Annotated in this window: 17 protein-coding genes; 8 read left to right on the top strand and 9 right to left on the bottom strand. The window is 61.5% G+C overall.

From position 1 onward, the window contains the following. Nucleotides 1-108 precede the first annotated feature (108 nt). The 7 genes from LVD08_RS19860 to LVD08_RS19895 all read right to left on the bottom strand — a co-directional run bounded on the left by LVD08_RS19860 (nucleotide 109) and on the right by LVD08_RS19895 (nucleotide 5,442). On the bottom strand, nucleotides 109-672 hold the full coding sequence (locus LVD08_RS19860) for an NUDIX hydrolase (protein ID WP_098964282.1): 564 nt from the start codon (nucleotides 670-672) through the stop codon (nucleotides 109-111). Nucleotide 673: 1 nt separating this feature from the next. Continuing rightward, the gene (locus tag LVD08_RS19865; RefSeq protein WP_007968636.1) at nucleotides 674-1,426 is read right to left on the bottom strand and encodes a GntR family transcriptional regulator; all 753 of its coding nucleotides are present in this window, start codon (nucleotides 1,424-1,426) and stop codon (nucleotides 674-676) included. A gap of 58 nt (nucleotides 1,427-1,484) precedes the next feature. After that, the gene (locus tag LVD08_RS19870; RefSeq protein ID WP_247268998.1) at nucleotides 1,485-1,874 is read right to left on the bottom strand and encodes a carboxymuconolactone decarboxylase family protein; all 390 of its coding nucleotides are present in this window, start codon (nucleotides 1,872-1,874) and stop codon (nucleotides 1,485-1,487) included. 136 nt (nucleotides 1,875-2,010) lie between these two features. Further along, the gene (locus LVD08_RS19880) at nucleotides 2,011-2,496 is read right to left on the bottom strand and encodes a flavin reductase family protein (RefSeq protein WP_210558795.1); all 486 of its coding nucleotides are present in this window, start codon (nucleotides 2,494-2,496) and stop codon (nucleotides 2,011-2,013) included. 12 nt (nucleotides 2,497-2,508) lie between these two features. Beyond that, a complete protein-coding gene (locus LVD08_RS19885; RefSeq protein WP_096797225.1) occupies nucleotides 2,509-3,990 on the bottom strand; it encodes an aldehyde dehydrogenase in 1,482 nt (493 codons plus the stop codon). After that, a complete protein-coding gene (locus LVD08_RS19890; RefSeq protein WP_096797226.1) occupies nucleotides 3,987-4,820 on the bottom strand; it encodes an alpha/beta fold hydrolase in 834 nt (277 codons plus the stop codon). The genes LVD08_RS19885 and LVD08_RS19890 overlap by 4 nt, the downstream gene beginning before the upstream one ends. 31 nt (nucleotides 4,821-4,851) lie before the next feature. After that, nucleotides 4,852-5,442 (bottom strand): amino acid synthesis family protein, encoded by a 591-nt coding sequence (locus tag LVD08_RS19895; protein ID WP_025111640.1) that lies wholly within the window; start codon nucleotides 5,440-5,442, stop codon nucleotides 4,852-4,854. Nucleotides 5,443-5,878: 436 nt separating this feature from the next. On the opposite strand from LVD08_RS19895, the gene LVD08_RS19900 reads away from it, so the two are divergent. Then, nucleotides 5,879-6,922, top strand: a complete 1,044-nt coding sequence (locus LVD08_RS19900) for a WD40/YVTN/BNR-like repeat-containing protein (RefSeq protein WP_103369118.1) — start codon at nucleotides 5,879-5,881, stop codon at nucleotides 6,920-6,922. Next, nucleotides 6,919-9,303, top strand: coding sequence for an efflux RND transporter permease subunit (locus LVD08_RS19905; protein WP_247268999.1), 2,385 nt, complete (start codon nucleotides 6,919-6,921; stop codon nucleotides 9,301-9,303). Before LVD08_RS19900 ends, LVD08_RS19905 begins: the two co-directional genes overlap by 4 nt. A 181-nt stretch (nucleotides 9,304-9,484) precedes the next feature. Here the strand turns inward: LVD08_RS19905 and LVD08_RS19910 are convergent, their stop codons facing one another. Both LVD08_RS19910 and LVD08_RS19915 read right to left on the bottom strand, forming a co-directional pair. Beyond that, complete coding sequence (locus LVD08_RS19910; protein WP_027613080.1) at nucleotides 9,485-10,204, bottom strand: FadR/GntR family transcriptional regulator; 720 nt, start codon at nucleotides 10,202-10,204, stop codon at nucleotides 9,485-9,487. Between the two features lie 187 nt (nucleotides 10,205-10,391). Further along, the gene (locus tag LVD08_RS19915) at nucleotides 10,392-12,128 is read right to left on the bottom strand and encodes an IlvD/Edd family dehydratase (RefSeq protein ID WP_096797271.1); all 1,737 of its coding nucleotides are present in this window, start codon (nucleotides 12,126-12,128) and stop codon (nucleotides 10,392-10,394) included. Between the two features lie 194 nt (nucleotides 12,129-12,322). Here LVD08_RS19915 and LVD08_RS19920 point away from each other — a divergent pair, with 194 nt between their 5' ends. The 6 genes from LVD08_RS19920 to LVD08_RS19945 all read left to right on the top strand — a co-directional run bounded on the left by LVD08_RS19920 (nucleotide 12,323) and on the right by LVD08_RS19945 (nucleotide 18,355). Further along, a complete protein-coding gene (locus LVD08_RS19920) occupies nucleotides 12,323-13,645 on the top strand; it encodes an MFS transporter (protein WP_007968618.1) in 1,323 nt (440 codons plus the stop codon). A gap of 146 nt (nucleotides 13,646-13,791) precedes the next feature. Next, nucleotides 13,792-14,784, top strand: a complete 993-nt coding sequence (gene araD1 / locus LVD08_RS19925) for an AraD1 family protein (protein ID WP_247269000.1) — start codon at nucleotides 13,792-13,794, stop codon at nucleotides 14,782-14,784. A gap of 9 nt (nucleotides 14,785-14,793) precedes the next feature. Continuing rightward, entirely contained in the window at nucleotides 14,794-16,374 is a 1,581-nt protein-coding gene (locus LVD08_RS19930) for an aldehyde dehydrogenase (NADP(+)) (protein ID WP_247269001.1), read from the top strand. 169 nt (nucleotides 16,375-16,543) lie between these two features. Then, nucleotides 16,544-16,846: a DUF5629 family protein gene (locus LVD08_RS19935; protein WP_247269002.1), complete on the top strand. Its 303-nt coding sequence runs from the start codon at nucleotides 16,544-16,546 to the stop codon at nucleotides 16,844-16,846. After that, nucleotides 16,843-18,018 (top strand): lactonase family protein, encoded by a 1,176-nt coding sequence (locus LVD08_RS19940; RefSeq protein ID WP_247269003.1) that lies wholly within the window; start codon nucleotides 16,843-16,845, stop codon nucleotides 18,016-18,018. The genes LVD08_RS19935 and LVD08_RS19940 overlap by 4 nt, the downstream gene beginning before the upstream one ends. Nucleotides 18,019-18,175: 157 nt before the next feature. Continuing rightward, nucleotides 18,176-18,355: a hypothetical protein gene (locus tag LVD08_RS19945; RefSeq protein WP_097087152.1), complete on the top strand. Its 180-nt coding sequence runs from the start codon at nucleotides 18,176-18,178 to the stop codon at nucleotides 18,353-18,355. Nucleotides 18,356-18,471: the final 116 nt, after the last annotated feature.

Raw genomic sequence — 18,471 nt, forward strand, 5'->3', positions numbered from 1 at the left:
GGGGGGGGCGCGGCGGGGCGGGGGACCCCCACTCTCCTTCTCTCTTCCCCCCCCCCCCCCCCCCCCCCCCGCCGGGGCCCCCCCCCCCCACGGGGGCGAAGGTGATCCTCAGCGGATAAAGTGGATCTTGCCGCTGTCATCATTGCCCATGTAGATCCCATACACCCCGGCCTGACGCTCCTCGATGTAACGCTCGAGAATCTGCCGGATCGCCGGGTAATAGATCTGCTCCCACGGAATGTCTTCAGGGGCAAAGAACTTGTAGTCGAGGGTCTCAGGGCCGAACTGCCCGGTGATCTCCAGCGCGATCGCGCGGAAGATGATGTACACCTCGCTGATCTTCGGCACGCTGAAAATCGAGTATGGCGAGACGATTTCCGCGCGCACGCCGCTTTCTTCCCAGACTTCGCGCAGCGCCGCCTGCTCGGTGGTCTCGCCGCTTTCCATGAAGCCGGCCGGCAGCGTCCAGGTGCCCGGGCGCGGGGGGATCGCCCGTTGGCACAAGAGATATTTGCCGTCCTGCTCGATGATGCAGCCGGCGATGATTTTCGGGTTCACATAGTGGATGTAGCCGCAGCCGCGGCACATCAGGCGCTCGTGCGTATCGCCCGGCGGTACCTGCTGACCGAGGTCAGGGCCACCGCATTTCGGGCAAAAGCTCGGGCTGAACATGTCAGTGACCTATACGCGGTTCTTTCAGCGCGATGGGCAGGGTGATGTTCGGCGTGGCGCCGGTCTCTTCCTGTTTGCGCTTGAGATAATCGAGGGCCACGGCGGCAGCGGCGCGTACGTGATCGACGCAGGCCTGATGCGCCGCCAGCGGATCGCCGCTCTTGATCGCCTCGACCATTTTTTCCATCTCGTGGTTACTGGCGCCGCGACGGTTTTCCTGAGACACCGAGGTCGCCCGCAGGTAGCTGATGCGCGCTTGCAACTGGCGTAATTGAGTGGCCGCAACGTGGTTGCCCGAGCCTTCGAGCAGTACGTCGTAGAAGCCCTGCACTGAGTCGATCACCTGTTGCAGCTCGCCGTCCTTGAGCGCCTTGCGGTTCTCGTCGAGGGCTTTTTCCAGGGCCTTGATGTCCTTGGCCTTGGCGCGCAAGGTGAACAGCTGGACGATCAGGCCTTCGAGCACGCAGCGCAGCTCATAGATGTCGACCGCATCGGCGAGGGTGATGATCGCCACCCGTGGGCCTTTGGCATCGGCGAACTCGACCAGACCTTCAGACTCCAGGTGACGCAAGGCTTCGCGCACCGACGTGCGGCTGACACCGAGGCGATCGCACAGATCGCGTTCGACCAGACGATCACCGGGCATGAGCTGAAAATTCATGATCGCGCTACGCAGTTTATCCAGCACGATTTCGCGCAGGGTAACGGGGTTGCGATTGACCTTGAAGCTGTCGTCGAGTGGCTGGCGTTTCATGGGGTCCGCTCTTGAAGTTGGCTGTCCATGCCAGACGGGCATCTAAACAGCCGAGGGGTTAACTGGAGGCCTCGGCGTCGGCTTCGGCGAAGGCTTCACGGGCGAGCCGGAAACTGTCCACGGCTGCCGGGACGCCGCAATAAATACCGACCTGAAGCAGAATTTCGCGTATTTGCTCACGACTCAGGCCGTTACGCAAGGCGCCGCGCACATGCAGCTTGAGTTCGTGCGGGCGGTTGAGCGCCGAGATCATCGCCAGGTTGATCATGCTGCGCTCCTTGAGCGACAAACCCTCACGGCCCCAGACGTGGCCCCAGCAGTATTCGGTGACCATTTCCTGCAGCGGTCGGGTGAAGTCGTCGGCGTTGTCGATGGAGCGCTGCACGTAGGCTTCGCCCAGCACCTGGATGCGGATTTTCAGACCTTTTTCGTACTTTTCGATGCTCATCATTCCTCCTGTCACCCTGTTTCCCCTGTGGGAGCGGGCTTGCTCGCGAATGCGTCGTGTCAGTCGACATCAATGTTGAATGATCCACCGCATTCGCGAGCAAGCCCGCTCCCACATTGGGATTTGGGTGTGTTAATCAGGCCAGGGTTGGCAACGGCCCAAGCTTGCCCTTGTGATAAATCATCGGCGTCACCGGTTGCTCGGGCAGGATCAGGTTCTTCACCGCGCCGACAATGATCGCGTGATCACCACCGTCGTATTCACGCCACAACTCGCACTCGATGATCGCCGTGGCCTTGGCGAGGATCGGGTTACCGAGTTCGCTCAAATGCCACTCGATGTGCTTGGCCTTGTCCTTGCCTTTACCAGCAAAGGCATAGGCTTCAGCGGTCTGGTCGGCGGACAGCAAATGGATCGCGAACTTCTTGCTGTCGCGCAGAACCGGGTAGGTGTCGGAGGCATAGTTGGGGCAGAACAGCACCAGCGCCGGATCAATCGACAGCGCACTGAAGGCGCTGGCGGTGATGCCGACGATGCCGCCCTCCGGGTCGAGGGTGGTGACCACCGTGACTCCGGACGGAAACGAGCTCATGACGTCTTTGTAAATGCCGGGTTCGATCATGTCGCAGGACTCCTAGCGCATCACAAACGGATCAGGCATCGGCGCCTGAGAGAGATTGATCCACACCGTTTTCAGTTCGGTGTAGGCCAGCACCGAATCGATGCCGCTTTCGCGTCCATAGCCACTGTTCTTGAAGCCGCCGATCGGCGCCATCGCCGACACCGCACGGTAGGTATTGACCCAGATGATTCCCGAACGCACATCCCGCGCCAGACGATGGGCGCGGCCCAGGTCGCGAGTCCAGATGCCGGCGGCGAGGCCGAATTGCGAGTCGTTGGCGATCGCCAGCGCTTCGGCTTCATCTTTAAAGCGAATCACCGATGCCACCGGGCCGAAGACTTCTTCCTGCATGATCTTCATCGAGTTGCGGTCGCACTCGAACAGCGTCGGCTCGTAGAACCAGCCGTCACCCAGATCGGTGGGGCGCTTGCCGCCGGTGCGCAACCGCGCGCCTTCAGCAAGGGCGTCAGCCACCAGACCTTCGACCACCGCCAATTGCTGCGCGGTGGCCATCGGACCCATTTCGCTGTGATCTTCCTGCGGGTTGCCGATGCGGATGCGCTGGGCGCGTTCGACCAGGCGGTTGACGAACTCGTCGTAGATTTCGTCCTGTACCAGCAAACGCGAACCGGATACGCAGCTCTGGCCCGAGGCGGCGTAGATCCCGGCGATGGCGCCGTTGATCGCGCTGTCCAGATCGGCGTCGGCGAAGATGATGTTCGGCGATTTGCCGCCGAGTTCCAGCGACAGCTTGGCGAAGTTTTCGGCGCTGCTGCGCACCACGTGCCGGGCCGTGGCCGCGCCGCCGGTGAAGGCGATCTTGCGGATCAGCGGATGGCGGGTGAGGGCGGCGCCGGTGCTCGGCCCGTAACCGGTGACAACGTTGACCACACCCGGCGGAATCCCGGCTTCGAGGGCCAGACGTGCCAGCTCAAGGATGGTCGCCGAGGCGTGCTCGGACGGTTTGATCACGATGGTGTTGCCGGCGGCGAGGGCCGGCGCCAGTTTGATCGCGGTCAGGTACAGCGGGCTGTTCCACGGAATGATCGCGGCGACCACACCCATCGCCTCGTGCACGGTGTAGGCAAACAGGTCGGGCTTGTCCAGCGGCAGGGTGCCGCCTTCGAGCTTGTCGGCCAAGCCTGCGGTGTAGTGGAAGAACTCCGGCAGATAGCCGACCTGACCCCGGGTTTCGCGGATCAGCTTGCCGTTGTCGCGGCTTTCCAGCTGCGCCAGTTGTTCCTTGTTTTCTGCGATCAGGTCACCGAGACGCCGCAGCAGTTTGCCGCGTGCGGTGGCGGTGAGGCCGCGCCAGGCCGGGCTGTCGAATGCGCTTTGTGCTGCTTGCACCGCGCGTTCGACGTCGGCTTCATCGGCATCGGGCAGTTCGGCCCAGGCTTGCGCGCTGGCCGGGTTGAGGCTTTCGAAGGTCTTGCCGGAGAGGGCGTCGACCCATTCTCCGCCGATGCACATCTGGAAGCGTGCGAGTGTCATGCAACGATCCCCTTTATAGGGTTTTGTCGGGAGTGTGCGTATTCCAGGAATTCCAGCAGCGTCTGATTGACCAGCCGCGGCGACTCTACCGGCATCATATGCCGTTGCTCGGGCAGCACCGCAACCTTCGCGCCGGGGATGCGTCGGGCCAGTTGCTCGGCCATTTCCGGGGTGGAGCCGGGGTCGAGTTCGCCGGTGGCGATCAGCGTCGGCGCCTGAATGCTGCCGAGGTCGTCGGCGCGGTACATGTCCTGCGTGGCGAACAATTCGTAGGTGGTCAGGTAGCCCTGCGGATCGTTGCCGGCCAGGGTCTGACGAATGGCTGCGATCTGCGCCGGGTTGGCCGCCTGATATTCACGGCTGAACCAGCGTGACAGCGCCGCTTCGGCGTTGGCATCCGGCCCGTGTTCGGCCGCCTGCGCGGTCCGGGCGATGACCCCGGCGCGCTGTTCTTCACTGCGGTTGAACACGCTGTTAAGCACAACCAGGCTTTGCAGGCGCTCCGGGTAGTGCAGGGCAAACGCCCGTGCCACCAGTCCGCCCATGGAGAAACCGATCACCGCAGCCTGAGGCAGATTCAGGTGATCGAGCAGCTCCAGCAACTGATCGGCATAACCGAGCAGGCCGGTGCCGCTGGCCGGGCGCGGGCTGGCGCCGTGGCCGAGCATGTCGTAGGCGATCACCTGGTATTGGGCAGACAGGCCAACGATCTGGCCGCCCCACATTTCTTTGTTCAGGCCCACGCCGTGGATCAAGACCACGGGCTGGCCTTGGCCGGTCGCCAGGTAACTGGTGCCAGCCGGGGTGAGTTCAGCGGTGAGCCGAATCATGGAGCGCTCCTGCAATGCCTTTTTATTGTGATTACTGGGCTTTTTCGGCGGCCAGTTCTTCCAGATCGATGTAGCGGTTGCCGATGCGCGGGTGCAGGCGGCCACCGTCGGCGCACCCGAGCACCACGACGATTTCGTCGGCACGCGGCGCGTCTTCGATCTGCATTTCCAGAGTGATGTAGTGCGAGCGCTGGCCTTCGTCGTCCTTGTGCATCATCGGGATCTGAATCGAAGTGCCCGGGCCGCCGCGCTTGTTGGTGAAGCTCAGGTAGCTCTTGGCCTTGACTGCCTCGCGGTAGTGATTACCGAAGCGCAGGGTATGGATCACCGCCGAGGCGTGTTCGATCTCACCGTCGGCGCCGACCACTGCCGCTTTGCCGTACGCCTCGATCTTCTCGGCGCCGCCGATGATGCCCACCAGACGCTCGACCATCATGGCGCCGAGGTCGGAGCAGTTGGCGCGGATCTGCGGTTTCAGATCCTCGACGAAACCGTTGCCGACCCACGGGTTCTTCATCACCACGGCCAGCCCGACCATGGTCACTGGCTTGTCAGTGGCCTTGCCGCCTTCGATGAAGGTTTCTTCGACATAGCTGACGATCTTGCGAATTTCGAAACTCATGAGCTGCTCCGTAGGGGGATTGAGAGTGTCTGTGCGTCTGATGGTATACCATAATACCGATCGTGCAAGTCCCCCACGCAAGATTTGCCGCATCCATCTGGCGAATGGCGGTGTATTCAAATCCCACAACACCCACACCCCCTGTAGGAGTGAGCCTGCTCGCGATAGCGGTGTGTCAGACGGCAATTTCTAACCTGATCCACCGCTATCGCGAGCAGGCTCACTCCTACAGTGAAATCACCCGCCGATTTGGTTAACAAAAGATAACGTGGCGCCGATTGTCAGACGTTTCCAAAGCCCGATAGGATGAGCCAGCTTCCCAAGGCGCTCTGGACTGCGGGTTTCACGGCTATGCTTGTGACCCATCAGTCACCACGAGCACCCTTGCGGCGCCCTAAGGCCCAATGGCCTAACAATAATAAATAGGGGAAGGTCTATGAGTCGTTGCCGCCCGCCGGCGTTTCGCAACACCGCGTTGCTGGCCACAGCCCTCACACTGCTGGGCTGTGCTGTCTTGTCGGCACCCGTGCTGGCCGCCGAAGCGCCCGCCGACGGGGTGTATTCCACCGAATCGGCCAAAGCCGCCAAAAGCCTGATACTCGATGTAGTCCACGCCGGCACCCGGTTGGTGGCGGTGGGTGATCGCGGGCACATTCTCTATTCCGATGACCAGGGCAAGACCTGGACCCAGGCCAAGGTGCCGACCCGGCAACTGCTGACGGCGGTGTATTTCGTCGACGACAAGCACGGCTGGGCGGTCGGTCACGACGCGCAGATTCTCGCCAGCGAAGACGGCGGCCTGACCTGGAGCAAACAGTTCGAAGACCTCAAGCGCGAAGCACCGCTGCTCGACGTCTGGTTCCAGGACGTTAATCACGGTGTTGCGGTCGGTGCTTACGGTGCGCTGCTGGAAACCACCGACGGCGGCAAGAACTGGCAAGACGTCAGCGACCGCCTCGACAATCAGGATCAGTTCCACCTCAACGCCATCGCCGCCGTCAAGGACGCCGGGCTGTTCATCGTCGGCGAGCAGGGCAGCATGTTCCGCTCCCCGGACTGGGGCCAGACCTGGGAGAAAATCCAGGGCCCGTATCAAGGCTCGCTGTTCGGCGTGATCGGCACCGCGCAGGCGCAGACTCTGTTGGCCTACGGCCTGCGCGGCAACCTCTACCGCTCCAGCGATTTCGGCAGCACCTGGCAGCAGGTCGAACTCAAGGCCGCGCGCGGTGCGCTGGAGTTCGGTCTGTCCGGCGCGACCCTGCTCGCGGATGGCTCGATTGTGATCGTCGGCAACGGCGGCTCGGTGATCAGCAGCAGCGACAACGGCGAAACCTTCAGCGTGTTCAACCGCCCGGACCGCATCTCGCTGTCCTCGGTCACTGCGGCCGGCGACGGCAATCTGATTCTGACCGGGCAGGGCGGCGTGCACACCACGCAGCCAAACGGCGCCGAAATCAATAATAAGAAGGCGGGGCTATGACTTCCTTGATCACTCCTCAGCAGGACAAAGCGACGCTCCTCGAGCGTCTGATTTTCAACAACCGCCCGGCCGTGATCCTGATCTGTCTGGTGGTCAGCGTCTTCCTGTTCTGGCAGGCCACGCTGATCCGGCCGTCCACCAGTTTCGAAAAAATGATCCCGCTCAAGCATCCGTTCATCGAGAAGATGATGGAGCACCGCAACGACCTGGCGAACCTGGGCAACACCGTGCGTATTTCGGTGGAAGCCAAGGACGGCGACATCTTCTCCCGGGAGTACATGGAGACCCTGCGGCAGATCAACGACGAGGTGTTCTACATCTCCGGCGTCGACCGCTCCGGTCTCAAGTCGCTGTGGAGCCCGAGCGTACGCTGGACTGAAGTGACCGAAGAGGGTTTCGCCGGCGGTGAAGTGATTCCGCAGAGCTACGATGGCTCGCCGGACAGCCTCGACATGCTGCGCAACAACGTCCTCAAATCCGGGCAGGTTGGGCGGCTGGTGTCCAATGACTTCAAGTCGAGCATCGTCGACATCCCGCTGCTGGAGTCCTACCCGGACCCGCAGGATCAGGGCAAGCTGCTGGCGCTGGACTACCGCCAATTCTCCCATGAACTCGAAGACAAGATCCGCAACAAGTTCGAAGCGCAGAACCCCAACGTCAAGATCCACATCGTCGGTTTCGCCAAGAAGGTCGGTGACCTGATCGACGGGCTGGTGATGGTGGTGATGTTCTTCGGCATCGCTTTCGTCATCACCTTGATCCTGCTGCTGTGGTTCACCAACTGCCTGCGCAGTACCGTGGCGGTGTTGAGCACCACACTGGTAGCGGTGGTCTGGCAGCTCGGGCTGATGCACTTCTTCGGTTTCGGGCTGGATCCGTACTCGATGCTGGTGCCGTTCCTGATCTTCGCCATCGGCATTTCCCACGGCGTGCAGAAGATCAACGGGATCGCCCTGCAATCGAGTGAAGCGGACAACGCTCTGACCGCGGCGCGGCGTACCTTCCGGCAACTGTTCCTGCCGGGGATGATCGCGATTCTCGCCGACGCCGTCGGCTTCATCACTCTGCTGATCATCGACATCGGGGTGATCCGCGAACTCGCAATTGGCGCCTCCATCGGCGTGGCGGTGATCGTGTTCACCAACCTGATCCTGCTGCCGGTAGCGATTTCCTATGTCGGCATCAGCAAGCGCGCCATCGCCAAGAGCAAGAAGGACGCGAATCGCGAACATCCGTTCTGGCGCATGTTGTCGAACTTCGCCAGCCCGAAAGTCGCGCCGGTTTCCATCGCCCTGGCGCTGATCGCCTTCGGCGGCGGCCTCTGGTACAGCCAGAACCTGAAAATCGGCGACCTCGACCAGGGCGCGCCGGAACTGCGTCCGGACTCGCGCTACAACAAGGACAACAACTTCATCATCAACAACTACTCCACCAGTTCCGACGTGCTGGTGGTGATGGTCAAGACCGCCACCGAAGGTTGCTCGCGCTACGAAGCGATGGCGCCGATCGACGAGCTGATGTGGAAGATGCAGAACACCGAGGGCGTGCAGTCGGCGATCTCGCTGGTGACCGTGTCCAAGCAGATGATCAAGGGCATGAACGAGGGCAACCTGAAATGGGAAACCCTGTCGCGCAACCCGGACGTGCTGAACAACTCGATCGCCCGTGCTGACGGCCTGTACAACAACAGCTGTTCGCTGGCGCCGGTTCTGATCTTCCTCAATGACCACAAGGCCGAAACACTCGACCGTGCGGTACATGCGGTGCAGGAATTCGCCAAGGCCAACAACAAGGACGGTCTGGAGTTCATCCTCGCCGCCGGTAACGCCGGGATCGAAGCGGCCACCAACGAGGTGATCAAACAGGCCGAACTGACCATCCTGATCCTGGTGTACATCTGCGTGGCGGTGATGTGCATGATCACCTTCCGCTCGTGGGCGGCCACCCTGTGCATCGTCCTGCCGCTGGTGCTCACCTCGGTGCTGGGCAACGCGCTGATGGCGTTCATGGGCATCGGCGTCAAAGTCGCGACCTTGCCGGTGGTGGCGCTGGGTGTGGGGATTGGCGTGGACTATGGCATCTACATCTACAGCCGTCTGGAGAGTTTCCTGCGCGCCGGTCTGCCGTTGCAGGAAGCCTATTACCAGACCCTGAAATCCACCGGTAAAGCGGTGCTGTTCACCGGTCTGTGCCTGGCCATCGGCGTGTGCACCTGGATCTTCTCGGCGATCAAGTTCCAGGCCGACATGGGCCTGATGCTGACCTTCATGCTGCTGTGGAACATGTTCGGTGCGCTGTGGCTGCTGCCGGCGCTGGCGAAGTTCCTGATCAAACCGGAAAAGCTGGCGGGGCAGAAGGGCAATTCGTTGTTCGCCCACTGATCCGGATACCTGAAACGACGAAGCCGCAACCTTGGGGTTGCGGCTTTTTCATGCCTTGAACTTCACGCTGAACCCCTGTGGGAGCGGGCTTGCTCGCGAATGCGGTGTGTCAGATAAGTTTGTGCCGACTGACACACCGCATTCGCGAGCAAGCCCGCTCCCACAGGGGATTTGTGGTGTGTCAGGAGAGCTCGGTGCCTAGCACAACACTCAGCGCACTGCGCGCATCATCCAGCTGCACCAGCGTTGCATGCCTTGCACCCAGCGCATCACGGTTCTCGATCGCCGTAAGAATCGCCTTGTGCCGCGGCAACGCCAGTTCATGCAGATTCGGCCGTTGATTCGAATGCTTCAACGCCTCGGCAATCGCCACCGAAAGCATGTTGCACAGGTTCGCCAGCAGATCGTTGTGGGTCGCGTCAGCGATGCGGCTGTGGAAGTCCAGGTCCGGTTGCAGCAAGGCTTCCGGCGTCGGCGCTGATTCCATGCGTTGATAGGCCTCGCCGATGGCCGCGATGTCAGCCTCGGTCGCGTGCTGGGCGGCGAGGGCGGCAGCGGCCGGTTCGATGATGCTGCGCACACTGGTCAGCACATTGAAGAATTCATTCTGCGGACTGCTTTGCATCAGCCAGTGCAGCACGTCCGGGTCGAGCATGTGCCATTCGCGACGGGCCTTGACCACCGTGCCGACGCGCGGTTTTGAATACACCAGCCCCTTGGCCACCAGCACCCGCGTGGCTTCGCGCAACACCGGCCGGCTCACCGCGTATTCCTCGCACAACAGCGCTTCGGCGGGCAGTTTGTCGTCGGGCAAAAAACGTCCGGAGACGATCTGCATGCCCAGTTCCTGGACAATGCGCGAGTGCATGCTTTTACGGTCGGAAGGTTTGCGGTAATCCATGGGGAACGGCGCGATCCTGAGCGATGGAGATGCCGCGCATCATAGCAGGCACGGCACAATCTTGAGGGAGTACACAAACCAAATGTAGGAGTGAGCCTGCTCGCGATGGCGGTGTGTCAGTTAGCATGGATACCAACTGGCGGACCGCTATCGCGAGCAGGCTCACTCCTACAGTAGATCTGCGGTGTCAGTGAGAATGACGCGGGACTTCCGCACCTCGGCAACCCACCAGGAAGTCGAAATCACAGCCCTGATCCGCCTGCAGCACATGATCGATGTACAGCTGACGATAGCCACCCGCCAACAACTGCTGCGGTGGCTGCAGATCTGCCATGCGCGCCGCCAGTTCGGCATCCGGAATATCCAGATGCAAACGCCCGCTGGCGCAATCCAGCTCGATCCAGTCGCCTTCCTGCACCACCGCCAACGGCCCGCCGGCTGCCGCTTCCGGGGCGACGTGCAACACCACCGTGCCGTACGCGGTGCCGCTCATTCGCGCATCAGAAATGCGCACCATATCGGTCACGCCCTGAGCCAGCAGCTTGGCCGGCAAGCCCATGTTGCCGACCTCGGCCATGCCCGGATAACCCTTCGGCCCGCAGTTTTTCATCACCAGAATCGAATCTTTATCGACATCCAGTTCCGGATCATTGATCCGCGCCTTGTACATGTCGAAGTTCTCGAACACCACCGCACGACCGCGATGTTGCATCAGCTCAGGTGTGGCGGCGGACGGCTTGAGCACCGCACCGAGCGGCGCCAAATTGCCGCGCAGCACGCAGATGCCACCGTCAGCGCGGATTGGATTGTCGAGGGTGCGGATCACTTCGTCCTCGCCGTAGATCGGCGCGTCTTTGGTGTTCTCGCCCAGCGATTTACCGTTGACGGTCAGCGCATTGGGATTGGGGATCAGATTGGCCTCGCCGAGACGGCGCAGCACCGCCGGCAAACCACCGGCGTAGTAAAACTCTTCCATCAGGAAACGCCCGGACGGTTGCAGGTCGACGATGGTCGGCATGCCGCGTCCGATACGGGTCCAGTCGTCCAGATCCAGCTCGACACCGATGCGCCCGGCGATGGCTTTCAGGTGAATCACCGCGTTGGTCGAACCGCCAATAGCCGCGTTGACCCGAATGGCGTTTTCAAAAGCTTCCTTGGTCAGGATCTTCGACAGGCGCAAGTCTTCGCGCACCATCTCCACCGCGCGCATGCCGGACATGTGCGCCAGCACATAACGCCGTGCATCCACCGCCGGAATCGCTGCGTTGTGCGGCAGGGACGTGCCCAGTGCTTCGGCCATGCAGGCCATGGTCGACGCGGTGCCCATGGTGTTGCAGGTGCCCGCCGAGCGTGACATGCCGCCCTCGGCTGCAAGGAAATCGTCGATGGTGATGGTGCCGGCCTTGACCTGCTCGCTGAGCTGCCAGACCACGGTGCCGGAGCCGATGTCCTTGCCCTTGTGCTTGCCGTTGAGCATCGGCCCGCCGGTGACGACGATCGCCGGCACATCGCAACTGGCCGCGCCCATCAGCAGCGCCGGGGTGGTCTTGTCGCAGCCGGTCAACAGCACCACGCCGTCAATCGGGTTGCCGCGAATCGCTTCTTCGACGTCCATGCTTGCCAGGTTGCGGGTGAGCATGGCGGTCGGGCGCAAGTTTGACTCGCCATTGGAGAACACCGGGAATTCCACCGGAAAGCCACCGGCCTCGATCACTCCGCGTTTGACGTGCTCCGCAATCTGGCGGAAATGCGCGTTGCACGGGGTCAGTTCCGACCAGGTGTTGCAGATGCCGATGATCGGCTTGCCGTGGAACTGGTGGTCGGCGATGCCCTGATTCTTCATCCAGCTGCGGTACATGAAGCCGTTCTTGTCGGCGGTGCCAAACCATTGGGCCGAGCGCAGGGTGGGTTTCTTCTCAGACATGATCGATTCTCTTATTGTAAGACTATTGTTTGCGAGTCACGGCTAAACATAAGCGCAAAATCGACGGTTTGGAAGTGTTGTTGGGTAATTAGTATTACTATATAGTCGTTTTCGACGGAGGGATTGGCCCTGGCGGTGTTCCGCGAGAGGCGTCCCCCGAGGTTCTATAAAAACAACAATCGGAGACCGATCCCATGAGCCAGGAACTGCGGCTTGTCCGGCGCATCACGCTGAAACTGATTCCCTTCCTGATCCTGCTGTACCTGATCGCCTATGTGGATCGCTCCGCCGTCGGCTTCGCCAAGCTGCACATGGGCGCCGACATCGGCATCGGTGATGCGGCCTACGGTCTCGGTGCCGGGCTGTTTTTCATTGGCTACTTTCTTCTCGAAATTCCCAGCAACCTGATGCTCGAGCGCTTCGGTGCGCGGCGCTGGTTCGCGCGGATCATGATCACTTGGGGCGCGATCACCATCGGCATGGCGTTCGTCCAGGGCCCGCACAGTTTCTACGTCATGCGCTTTCTGCTCGGCGCCGCGGAGGCGGGGTTCTTCCCCGGCGTTCTGTACTACATCACCCAATGGTTCCCGGTACGCCATCGCGGCAAGATCCTTGGCCTGTTCATCCTCTCTCAACCGATCGCGATGATGATCACCGGCCCGGTGTCCGGCGGCTTGTTGGGCATGGACGGCATCCTCGGCCTGCACGGCTGGCAGTGGCTGTTCATCGTCATCGGCACCCCGGCGATCCTGCTGACCTGGCCGGTATTGCGCTGGCTGCCCGATGGCCCGCAAAACGTGAAGTGGATGGATCAGGCCGAGAAAGACTGGCTGACCGGCGAACTGAAAAAGGATTTGCAGGAATACGGCCAGACCCGTCACGGCAACCCGCTGCATGCACTCAAAGACAAACGCGTGCTGCTGCTGGCGCTGTTTTACCTGCCGGTGACCCTGAGTATTTATGGCCTCGGCCTGTGGCTGCCGACGCTGATCAAACAGTTCGGCGGCAGCGATCTGGTGACCGGTTTTGTCTCGGCGGTGCCGTACATCTTTGGCATCGTCGGTCTGCTGATCGTGCCGCGCAGCTCCGACCGCATGAATGATCGCTACGGCCATCTGGCGGTGCTCTATGTACTGGGTGCGCTGGGCCTGTTCTTCAGCGCGTGGCTGACCCTGCCGGTGGCGCAACTGGCGGCGCTGTGCCTGGTGGCGTTCGCGCTGTTTTCCTGCACCGCGGTGTTCTGGACCTTGCCGGGACGATTCTTTGCCGGTGCGAGTGCGGCGGCGGGGATCGCGCTGATCAACTCGGTGGGCAACCTCGGTGGCTACATCGGGCCGTTCGTGATCGGGGCGTTGAAGGAGTACACCGGGAATCTGGCTTCGGGGCTGTATTTCCTCAGCGGGGTGATGGTGTTCGGTTTGATTCTTACCGGAATCGTCTACCGCGTGCTTGAGCGCAAACACGTGCTGCCGGTCGAGCAGTTCGCCGCCAGTGCGCGCGGTGCCACCCGTACCTGACTGGCTGGTACCGACCCTTGTAGGAGTGAGCCTGCTCGCGATGAGGCCGGCACATTCAATATTTATGGTGATTGACACACCGCAATCGCGAGCAGGCTCACTCCTACAGGGGGCTGCGGTGTTCCCACTAAAACAGGAGAGGACATATGCATCTGGTTCAATTCGAATTGATTAACGGCGAGCGCCGCGTTGGCGTGGTCGACAACGGGCTGATCCGCGAAGTGCAGGACGCCCGCAGCGTACGCGATCTCGCGCTGGCCGCCATCGAAGCCCGCACCACCCTTGAACAGGCAGTACAAACCCACGGCCTGGGCATCAGTCATGACTATGCGCAGTTGCTCAAAGACCGGCGCATCCTGCCGCCGCTGGATCACCCGGACCCGGCGCACCTGCTGGTCAGCGGTACCGGCCTGACGCATTTGGGCAGCGCCTCGGCGCGGGACAAGATGCACCAGCAGGCTGGCGACGAAGCGCAAATGACCGACACCATGCGCATCTTCAAATGGGGCGTGGAGGGCGGCAAACCGGCGGCGGGGCAGGCGGGCGTGCAGCCGGAATGGTTCTACAAGGGCGACGGCAGCATCGTCGTGCGTCCGGGCGAGGCGTTCCCGTTGCCACCGTTTGCCGAGGATGCCGGCGAGGAACCGGAAATGGCCGGGCTCTACGTCATCGGCCACGACGGCAAACCGTATCGCCTCGGTTTCGCGGTGGGCAACGAGTTCTCCGACCACGTCATGGAGCGCAAGAATTACCTGTACCTAGCCCACTCGAAACTGCGTAGTTGCAGCTACGGCCCGGAACTTCGCACCGGTGAATTGCCTCAACATCTGGCCGGCAGCAGTCGCATCCTGCGTGACGGCGAAGTGCTGTGGCAAAACGAATTCCTCAGCGGCGAGGCCAACATGTGCCACAGCCTCGCCAACCTTGAATACCACCACTTCAAATATCGCCAGTTCCTGCGTCCGGGCGACGTGCACATTCACTTCTTCGGCACCGCGACCCTGTCGTTCGCCGATGGCATTCGCACCCAACCGGGCGACCAGTTTGAAATCAGCCAGGCCGAATTCGGCGCCCCGCTGGTCAACGGCATCGCTCAGGCAGCAGCGGCTTTTCAACCGGACAGCATCGGTACCCTTTAAGGAGCTCCCATGACTCAGATTCTCGGTCACAACTACATTGGCGGACAGCGCAGCGCCGCGGGCAATGTGCAACTGCACAGCGTCGACGCAACTACCGGCGAACAGCTGCCGTACGATTTCATTCAAGCGACTGAAGCCGAAGTCGATGCCGCCGCCAAAGCCGCCGCCGCAGCGTACCCGGCCTATCGCAGCCTCAGCGCCGAGCGCCGCGCACAGTTTCTCGACGCGATTGCCGATGAGCTGGATGCCTTGGGTGATGATTTCGTCGCGCTGGTCTGCCGTGAAACCGCGCTGCCGGCGGGGCGGATTCAGGGCGAGCGCGGGCGTACCAGCGGCCAGATGCGCTTGTTCGCCAAAGTCCTGCGGCGCGGTGATTTCTATGGTGCGCGAATCGATTTGCCGTTGCCGGATCGTCAGCCATTGCCGCGTCCAGATCTGCGCCAATACCGCATTGGCCTCGGCCCTGTCGCAGTGTTCGGTGCGAGCAACTTCCCGCTGGCGTTCTCCACGGCCGGTGGCGACACCGCTGCGGCGCTGGCCGCCGGCTGCCCGGTGGTGTTCAAGGCCCACAGCGGCCACATGGCAACCGCTGAACTTGTTGCCGACGCACTGATTCGTGCCGCCGAAAAAACCGCGATGCCGGCCGGTGTATTCAACATGATCTACGGCGGTGGCGTCGGTGAATGGCTGGTCAAACATCCGGCGATTCAGGCCGTCGGCTTCACCGGTTCGCTCAAGGGCGGTCGGGCACTCTACGACATGGCAGCGGCGCGGCCGCAACCGATCCCGGTGTTCGCCGAGATGTCGAGCATCAACCCGGTGATCGTTCTGCCTCAAGCCTTGGCTGAGCGCTCGGAAACCATTGCCCGCGACCTGACCGCTTCAGTGGTGCAGGGCTGCGGCCAGTTCTGCACCAATCCGGGTTTGGTCATTGGTATTCGCTCGCCGCAGTTCAGCGCCTTCGTCCAGCAAGTCGCCGGGCTGATTGGCGACCAACCGGCGCAGACCATGCTCAACGCCGGCACCCTCGGCAGCTATGGCAAAGGTCTGCAAAAGTTGCTGGCGCATTCCGGCATCGAGCATCTGGCGGGTAATCCGCAGCAGGGCAGTCAGGCGCAGCCGCAACTGTTCAAGGCAGACGTCAGCCTGTTGATCAACGGCGATGAAGTGCTGCAGGAAGAAGTATTTGGCCCGACCACAGTCATCGTCGAAGTGGCGGACAAGGCCGAGCTGAGCGCGGCGTTGCATGGGCTGCACGGCCAGCTGACGGCAACGATGATCGGCGAACTGGACGACTTCGAACGCTTCCCGGAGCTGACACCATTGCTCGAACAGAAAGTCGGGCGGATCCTGCTCAATGGCTATCCGACGGGTGTGGAAGTGTGTGATTCGATGGTGCATGGCGGGCCGTATCCGGCGACATCGGATGCGCGCGGAACGTCGGTGGGGACGCTGGCGATCGATCGCTTCCTGCGCCCGGTGTGTTTCCAGAACTACCCCGACAGCTTGCTGCCGGAACCGCTGAAGAATGGCAATCCGTTGCGCATTCAGCGGCTGGTAGACGGCAAGCCCTCGCGCGACGCCTTCTAACCCACACCGCAAATCCCCTGTAGGAGTGAGCCTGCTCGCGATAGCGGTTTCACATTCGACATCTTGGTTGGATGACACACCGCCATCGCGAGCAGGCTCACTCCTACAAGGGCCGGGCACGACAATGAGCTATCATTGGCCCTTTCCCCCCTAAGAAAGACTGTTTGCCATGACTGCCCAAACCCTTCTCAACGCCCTCGAACACTGCGGCATGGTCGAAATCGACGGCCTGCACGCCTTCGAATTCGCCCTCGACGAAGACGACAACCTGCACATCGAATGCATGGATGGCAAAAAATCCCTGCATTGGGAATTCACCCCGGCGCAGGTTACCGCGGCGACGTTTGATGAAGACCTGCAGAGCTGGCTCATCAATGGCTACGCCTGCGATACCAAAACCATCGGCGAGCACCGTCTGGTCTGCGTCGGCGACGTAGTCAGCAGCAGCGACGACGAGGAAGATGATCAATGAACATGCGTAAATTCTGGCCACTGCTGATGGCCGGCAGTGTCGGTGCGATGGGCCTTTCCAGTGCCAGCGCCGAGACCTATCAATTGCTGGTGGGCTCCTACACCGCCGGCACCAGCCAAGGCATCTATCGAATGAATTTCGATAGCGCCACCGGACAGATCGCTGCCAAGCCGCTGCAAGTGGTGAAGAGCGAAAACCCGTCGTGGCTGACCCTGTCCAAAGACCAGAAGCAACTGTTCGTGGTCAATGAAAACGGCCCCGGCCAGAAAGACCCGGTCGGCCGTGTCAGCAGCTACTCGATCGATCCCAAGACCCACGCCCTGACCCTGATCAATCAAGTGCAGAGCCTGGGCAACGAGCCGACCCATTCGAGCCTCAGCGGCGATGCCAGCCATCTGTTCGTCAGCAACTATTCGGTGGTCGAAGATCCGGGTGGCACCCTCGCGGTGTTGCCGGTCGGCGCCGATGGCAAACTCAAACCGGTGGTGCAGATGAGTGCGCACCCGGCGAGCCGGGTCAATCCCGAGCGTCAGGCCTCGAACCACGTGCACTCGACGGTGTCCTCGCCGGATGGTCGCTACGTGTTCTCCAACGACCTCGGTGCGGACAAGGTCTTCATCTACCAGTTCGACCCGAAGGCCAACCCGGACCTGCCGCTGACCCCGGCGAAAACCGCTTCGGTGAGCCTGCCGGCCGGCAGTGGCCCGCGTCATCTGCTATTCAGTGCCGACGGCAAGCATGCCTGGCTGACCATGGAAATGAGCGCGCAGGTCGCGGTGTTCGACTACCACGACGGCGTGCTGACCCAGACGCAAATGGTCGATCTGGCCGCCGGTCAGCCGACCTCGGACAAAGCCGCCGCCGCGCTGCATGCCTCGGCCGATGGCAAGTTCCTCTACGTCAGCAACCGTGGCACCGCCAATCAACTGCTGGTGTTCAGCATCGATCCGGCGAACGGACAGCTCAAAGAGCTGCAAAAACGCTCAGTTGAAGGCGATCACCCGCGTGAGTTCAGCCTCGATCCGAGCGGCAAGTTTCTGCTGATCGCCAACCAGAAGAGCAACGAAATTGTCGTCGTCGAGCGCGACGCCAAGACCGGTCTGCTCGGCAAAACCGTGCAAAAACTGCCGATGGACGCCCCGAGCGATCTGAAGTTTCTAGTGCGACAATAAGCCACAGGCCCCGGTTTACGGGGCCTGTCTCGTTGTATTAATCGCGCTGATATCCGGTAATGCTACAAAGCATTTCAAGCGATCAACCCTCGAGCGTTAAGTTTGCTTCACGGCCCAACCGGGCAAAGCAAGCCAACCGAACACGAGGGTTACCGCCATGAACTTCAATCTCTTCTCGATCATCGCCGCTTCCGCCATCTCCGCGACCGTTGCATTGCCAGCCAGTGCCAACGCTGAAATCAGCAGCAAAAAATCCCACACCCAGAGCTACACCCAGAAGTATCTGCAACAGAGCGCCAACTTCTACGCCGCACTGGATCACAAAGCCCAACACTGAACTCTGCAGCTGTCTCCAAAACGGGGATCTTCGGACGCATATCGCACCCCTGTAGGAGCTGCCGAAGGCTGCGATCTTTTGACGTTTAAGATCAAAAGATCGCAGCCTTCGGCAGC

Origin of the sequence: Pseudomonas sp. YL2 (assembly GCF_023063025.1) — a bacterium.
GTDB classification, from domain to species: domain Bacteria; phylum Pseudomonadota; class Gammaproteobacteria; order Pseudomonadales; family Pseudomonadaceae; genus Aquipseudomonas; species Aquipseudomonas putida_A.

Excerpts from the sequence above, each read along its gene's own strand:
- LVD08_RS19860 (WP_098964282.1), bottom strand. The coding sequence starts at position 672 with ATGTTCAGCCCGAGCTTTTGCCCGAAATGCGGTGGCCCTGACCTCGGT.
- LVD08_RS19865 (WP_007968636.1), bottom strand. The coding sequence starts at position 1,426 with ATGAAACGCCAGCCACTCGACGACAGCTTCAAGGTCAATCGCAACCCC.
- LVD08_RS19870 (WP_247268998.1), bottom strand. The coding sequence starts at position 1,874 with ATGAGCATCGAAAAGTACGAAAAAGGTCTGAAAATCCGCATCCAGGTG.
- LVD08_RS19880 (WP_210558795.1), bottom strand. The coding sequence starts at position 2,496 with ATGATCGAACCCGGCATTTACAAAGACGTCATGAGCTCGTTTCCGTCC.
- LVD08_RS19885 (WP_096797225.1), bottom strand. The coding sequence starts at position 3,990 with ATGACACTCGCACGCTTCCAGATGTGCATCGGCGGAGAATGGGTCGAC.
- LVD08_RS19890 (WP_096797226.1), bottom strand. The coding sequence starts at position 4,820 with ATGATTCGGCTCACCGCTGAACTCACCCCGGCTGGCACCAGTTACCTG.
- LVD08_RS19895 (WP_025111640.1), bottom strand. The coding sequence starts at position 5,442 with ATGAGTTTCGAAATTCGCAAGATCGTCAGCTATGTCGAAGAAACCTTC.
- LVD08_RS19900 (WP_103369118.1), top strand. The coding sequence starts at position 5,879 with ATGAGTCGTTGCCGCCCGCCGGCGTTTCGCAACACCGCGTTGCTGGCC.
- LVD08_RS19905 (WP_247268999.1), top strand. The coding sequence starts at position 6,919 with ATGACTTCCTTGATCACTCCTCAGCAGGACAAAGCGACGCTCCTCGAG.
- LVD08_RS19910 (WP_027613080.1), bottom strand. The coding sequence starts at position 10,204 with ATGGATTACCGCAAACCTTCCGACCGTAAAAGCATGCACTCGCGCATT.
- LVD08_RS19915 (WP_096797271.1), bottom strand. The coding sequence starts at position 12,128 with ATGTCTGAGAAGAAACCCACCCTGCGCTCGGCCCAATGGTTTGGCACC.
- LVD08_RS19920 (WP_007968618.1), top strand. The coding sequence starts at position 12,323 with ATGAGCCAGGAACTGCGGCTTGTCCGGCGCATCACGCTGAAACTGATT.
- araD1 (WP_247269000.1), top strand. The coding sequence starts at position 13,792 with ATGCATCTGGTTCAATTCGAATTGATTAACGGCGAGCGCCGCGTTGGC.
- LVD08_RS19930 (WP_247269001.1), top strand. The coding sequence starts at position 14,794 with ATGACTCAGATTCTCGGTCACAACTACATTGGCGGACAGCGCAGCGCC.
- LVD08_RS19935 (WP_247269002.1), top strand. The coding sequence starts at position 16,544 with ATGACTGCCCAAACCCTTCTCAACGCCCTCGAACACTGCGGCATGGTC.
- LVD08_RS19940 (WP_247269003.1), top strand. The coding sequence starts at position 16,843 with ATGAACATGCGTAAATTCTGGCCACTGCTGATGGCCGGCAGTGTCGGT.
- LVD08_RS19945 (WP_097087152.1), top strand. The coding sequence starts at position 18,176 with ATGAACTTCAATCTCTTCTCGATCATCGCCGCTTCCGCCATCTCCGCG.